The organism is Mesorhizobium sp. M1E.F.Ca.ET.063.01.1.1 (assembly GCF_003998155.1).
In the GTDB taxonomy this organism is placed as follows: domain Bacteria; phylum Pseudomonadota; class Alphaproteobacteria; order Rhizobiales; family Rhizobiaceae; genus Mesorhizobium.
Genome location: NZ_RZSC01000450.1, coordinates 1 through 4,833 on the forward strand (window position 1 = coordinate 1; position 4,833 = coordinate 4,833).

Consider the following 4,833-nt stretch of genomic DNA (forward strand, 5'->3'; position numbering starts at 1 on the left):
ATGAGGGAATCGACGGTGAGCCCCGCCATGCGCTCCGCCGCGTCGACGGCGAGGCGGATGGCATGCTCGGCGCGGTCGAGATCGACCACGACGCCAGACTTCACGCCTTGCGATTTCTGATGGCCGATGCCGATCACCTGGATGCGGTGCGAGCGTCCGCGCAGAAGCTTGCCGTCCTCGCGCGGCTTCAACTTCGCCACCACGCAGCAAACCTTGCTCGAGCCCACATCGAGCACCGTAAGCGTGCCCGACCGCCGCGAAGAAGCATCACCGCTGCCGCCAAGCCAGCTCATATCTTCGTCTCCGACTTGCGCTTGGTCTGGCTCTTCGGCTTTTCGCTGAGCGCGGCCTCGCGCTGCGTCGCCGCCTCTGGCGAGAGCTCCACCACCAGCCGATCGGACAGCCGCATGTCGACCGCGGCGATGTCGCGCGTCAAAGGCTATATCCGTGTCGGCGAGCTCCGGATAGCGCTTGATTTTCTCCAGGAAGTCCGGCGCCTTGGCCGGCGCGCCCGTGCCGATGATCAGCGGCAGCAAGGCCTGCTTGCCGCCCGAGAACGGCGCGATCACCTCGCCCGAGCGCTCGATCACCGAAAGCGAATCGCCCTGCTGCCAGAGCGCGAAGGGCTCACGTTCCTCGACGCGCACTTCCAGCGTATGCGGATAGATCTTGCGCACCGCCGCAACCTCGACCCAGGGCAATGTCGTGATGCGCTCGCGCGCGGCCTCGGCATCGAAACCGATCAGCGACGTCCAGCCGTCGAGGCCGAGCCGGTCGAGTATGTCGATTTCGGAAGTCTGGCGATTGCCGACGACCTTGATCTGGTCGACGGCAAAACCGGTGCGGGCCGTCACGCCCTGCACGACACTGTCGGCATAACCGCCGAGATAGGCACCATAGGCTCCCGCCGAGGCCAGCAAGGCAGCCGAGAGGATCGCGGCAGAAAAGCGCGGCGGCTCATACTCGCCGTCGCAGAGACGGGCAAGCAGGCGCACCGGCCGGCGAAGCTGGCGCGGCAACACGAAATGGTCGAACGACAGCAGCACACCGAACAGCGAGAGACCAGCCCCACCGCCTTTGCCCTGTCCCCACCTCAACGCAGACACGAAGCGTCCTCCACCATCCAACTCAACAAATCGCCGAACGAGTGCCCCGCTTGCGCGGCGATTTCAGGCACCAGAGACGTCGGCGTCATGCCCGGCTGGGTGTTGATCTCAAGCCAGACAACCTCGCCGTTTTCGGAGTGACGGTCGTCGTAACGGAAGTCCGACCGGGAAACGCCCCGGCAACCGATAGCAAGATGAGCCTTGAGGGCCAGTGTCTGTATTTTTTGGTAAATATTCGGTGAAATTTTAGCAGGGATTTCGTGTTTTGATCCGCCCGGGACGTACTTTGAGTCATAGTCGTAGAAGGAATGGCCGGTCGGGATGATCTCGCAGACCCCGAGCGCCACATCGCCCATCACCGCGCAGGTCAGCTCGCGCCCATGGATGTAGCGCTCGACCATGACGATCTCGCCATACCGCCACTCGGACGAACCGATCACCTGCGGTGGGTGCGACTGCCCCTCATGCACGATGACGACACCGAAGCTCGAACCCTCATTGACCGGCTTCACCACGTAAGGCGGCTTCATCGGATGCTTGTTCTGGACGGCGAAGCGGTTGACCACCTTCGATTCCGCGACCGGAATGCCGGACGCCTTGGCGACCTTCTTCGCCTGCTCTTTGTTCATGGCCAGCGCCGAAGCGAGCACACCCGAATGAGTGTAGGGAATTGCGAGATATTCAAGAATTCCCTGGATGGTGCCGTCCTCGCCGAACGGGCCATGCAGCGCATTGAAGGCGACATCAGGCCTGAGCTCGGCAAGCACAGATCCGGCATCGCGCGAAACATCGACGCGGGTAACCTGATAGCCTTCATTCTCGAGCGCATCCGCACACGCCTTCCCCGAGGACAGAGACACGGGCCGCTCCGAGGAGAATCCACCCAGGAGAACAGCCACATGTTTCTTCTTCATCCCGTCATCCCCTCTCACGCCGGGCCTGCAACCGATATTTCCGCACGCAACTTTCGCGCACATTGAGTCCGAGTCTTCCGGCAGGTTGCCCCCCAGACGGAAAACGCGGGTAACGCGTCAAACGACTCAAATCAGGAAACGCTTTAGGGCAGAGAATCAGAGAGTTGATTCCCTGGCAAGTGCCTATGATTCCGAGAGATTCACTTTCCGCGAAAACGGGAGAAAAAAGCGTGTCGTTGAGTCTTTACGGCAACGCTTGACGACCGTTGCCTGTCACTGAAGTTCACGTACTACTTGAACTTGGCAGCGAGCTAAAGAAGCTGCCCCAGGAATTCCTGGACCTCGTGACCCGGCCGGAAATTGCCCAGCCGCTGGATCTCCCAGTGCAGCCTTATGCCTGAATTCTCGAGCACCCGCGCCCGCACCGTCTCGCCGAGATATTCGAGGTCGTAGCCGGTCGCGGTGCCGGTGTTGATCATGAAGTTGCAGTGCATCGGCGACATCTGCGCGCCGCCGATCATCAGCCCGCGGCAGCCGGCCTTGTCGATCTCCTTCCAGGCGGAAGTGCCTTCGGGATTCTTGAAGGTCGAACCGCCGGTCTTCTCGCGGATCGGCTGCACCGTCTCGCGATGGTTCTGCACGGCGTCCATCGCCGCCTTGATCGCCGCCTTGTCTTCCGGAACGCCCTCGAAGATGGCGGAGGTGAAGATCAATCCGCCAGGCGCCGACGAGTGACGATAGGTGTAGCCCATGTCGGCATTGCTCAGCGTATGGACATTGCCCGCGCGGTCGAGCGCCCGCACCTCGACCACGCGCTCCCGCGTCTCGACGCCGTTGGCGCCCGCATTCATCCTCAGCGCCCCGCCTATGGCGCCCGGGATGCCATGGTAGAAATGGAAGCCGCCGATGCCCGCTTCATACGCGACCGCCGCGACGCGCTTGTCCGGCGTTGCCGCGCCCGCCTTGATCGTGGTCGGCCCGGTGGCTTCGGCTTCGCCAAAGCCCTTGGCCGACAGCCTGACGACAAAACCCGGAATACCGCCGTCGCGCACCAAAAGGTTCGAGCCGACGCCGACGACGGTGATCGGGATTTCCTCAGGCACCGCGCGCAGGAAGGCAGCGAGATCCTCCTCGTCGGCCGGCTGGAACAGCGCCTCCGCCTGTCCGCCGGCGCGGAACCAGGTGATCTTGTCCATCTCGGCGTTGGGCGTGACGCGACCGCGCAGGCCGGCAAGCCGGCCACCGAGTTTGTCGATCAGGTCCTGGCCGCGCATCATGAGGGTGCCCCACCAAGTTCCTTGGGCAGCGCATAGGCCCATTGCGTGATGTTGCCGGCACCGAGGAAGATGACGAAGTCGCCGGGCTTGGCAAGCTCGCGAATGGCCGGCGCGATCACCGCTGGGCCTTCGATATAGCGCGCATCGCGATGACCGCCAGCGCGGATGCGCGATACCAGCGCCTCCGAGGAGACACCTTCGATCGGCTCCTCGCCGGCCGCATAGACCGGCGCCACCATCACCGTGTCGGCATCGTTGAAGCAGACGGAAAACTCATTGAACAGGTCATGCAGGCGGGTGAAGCGGTGCGGCTGCGCGATCGCGATGACGCGGCCCTTGGTGGCCCCGCGCGCCGCCTTGAGCACCGCGGCGATCTCGACGGGATGGTGGCCGTAATCGTCGAAGATGTCGACACCGTTCCATGAACCGGTATGGGTGAAGCGCCGCTTCACCCCGGCGAAGGAGGACAGGCCCTTCTTGATGGCTTCGGCCGACAGGCCAAGTTCATGCGCGACCGCGATCGCCGCCGTCGCATTGGAGACATTGTGCCGGCCCGGCATCGGCAGGCGCAGACCCTCGATCGTCGTCGAGCCGCGGCCCTTGCGGTCGCGGATCACCACGTCGAACTCGGACGTAGCCCCGTCCATGCGATGATTGGTGAAACGCACGTCGGCCTGCGCGTTCTCGCCATAGGTGATGACCCGACGGTCCTCGATGCGGCCGACAAGCGCCTGGACCTCCGGATGGTCGGTGCACATCACGCCGAAGCCGTAGAACGGCACGTTCTCGACGAACTGGCGGAATGCCTCGCGCACCTTGTCGAAGCTGCCGTAGTGGTCGAGGTGCTCGGGATCGATGTTGGTGACGACGGCAATATCGGCCGGCAGCTTGAGGAAAGTGCCGTCGCTCTCGTCCGCCTCGACCACCATCCACTCGCCGTCGCCCATGCGGGCATTGGTGCCATAGGCGTTGATGATGCCGCCATTGATGACGGTCGGGTCGAGCCCGCCGGCTTCGAGCAGCGTCGCCACCATCGAGGTGGTCGTCGTCTTGCCATGCGTGCCGCCGATGGCGACGGCCTGGCGGAAACGCATCAGTTCGGCGAGCATCTCGGCGCGACGGACAATGGGGAGCAACTTCTCCCGCGCGGCCTTCAGCTCGGGATTGGATTTCTTGATGGCCGTCGACACGACGACCACCTCGGCGTCGCCGAGGTTCTCGGCCTTATGGCCGACGAAGCACTCGATGCCCTTGTCGCGCAGCCGCTGCACATTGGCGCCGTCGGCCTGGTCGGATCCCTGCACCTTGTAGCCGAGATTGTGCAGCACCTCGGCGATGCCGCTCATGCCGATGCCGCCGATGCCGATGAAATGCACGAGGCCGATCGTCTGCGGCATCTTCATGCGCGCGTCCTCCTGTAGTCCGAAACCGTTTTGCCGGACGCAATAGCCTCTGTCAGATCGGCGAGCAACCGCGCCGCATCCGGTTTTCCGGACGAGCGGGCCGCCGCGGCCATCGCCGTCAGCCGGCCAGGGT

General features: G+C 63.8%; 4 protein-coding genes and 2 pseudogenes. All 6 read right to left on the minus strand.

The window, feature by feature from the left end:
* Positions 1-293: cell division protein FtsA (locus EOA29_RS25095; RefSeq protein ID WP_281061108.1), on the minus strand; the 293-nt coding region annotated here is incomplete at its 3' end.
* Positions 290-1,106 (minus strand): annotated as a pseudogene (locus EOA29_RS25100) (cell division protein FtsQ/DivIB). The gene EOA29_RS25095 and the pseudogene EOA29_RS25100, both read right to left, overlap by 4 nt.
* Entirely contained in the window at positions 1,094-2,020 is a 927-nt protein-coding gene (locus tag EOA29_RS25105; RefSeq protein ID WP_126093090.1) for a D-alanine--D-alanine ligase, read from the minus strand. The pseudogene EOA29_RS25100 and the gene EOA29_RS25105 overlap by 13 nt, the downstream one beginning before the upstream one ends.
* A gap of 311 nt (positions 2,021-2,331) precedes the next feature.
* Positions 2,332-3,297, minus strand: a complete 966-nt coding sequence (murB, locus tag EOA29_RS25110) for a UDP-N-acetylmuramate dehydrogenase (RefSeq protein WP_126093089.1) — start codon at positions 3,295-3,297, stop codon at positions 2,332-2,334.
* Entirely contained in the window at positions 3,294-4,700 is a 1,407-nt protein-coding gene (gene murC / locus EOA29_RS25115; protein ID WP_126093088.1) for a UDP-N-acetylmuramate--L-alanine ligase, read from the minus strand. The genes murB and murC overlap by 4 nt, the downstream gene beginning before the upstream one ends.
* Positions 4,697-4,833, minus strand: a pseudogene (locus EOA29_RS43220) (UDP-N-acetylglucosamine--N-acetylmuramyl-(pentapeptide) pyrophosphoryl-undecaprenol N-acetylglucosamine transferase); the annotation flags it as partial. The pseudogene EOA29_RS43220 and the gene murC, both read right to left, overlap by 4 nt.

Excerpts from the sequence above, each read along its gene's own strand:
- murC (WP_126093088.1), bottom strand. The coding sequence starts at position 4,700 with ATGAAGATGCCGCAGACGATCGGCCTCGTGCATTTCATCGGCATCGGC.
- murB (WP_126093089.1), bottom strand. The coding sequence starts at position 3,297 with ATGATGCGCGGCCAGGACCTGATCGACAAACTCGGTGGCCGGCTTGCC.
- EOA29_RS25105 (WP_126093090.1), bottom strand. The coding sequence starts at position 2,020 with ATGAAGAAGAAACATGTGGCTGTTCTCCTGGGTGGATTCTCCTCGGAG.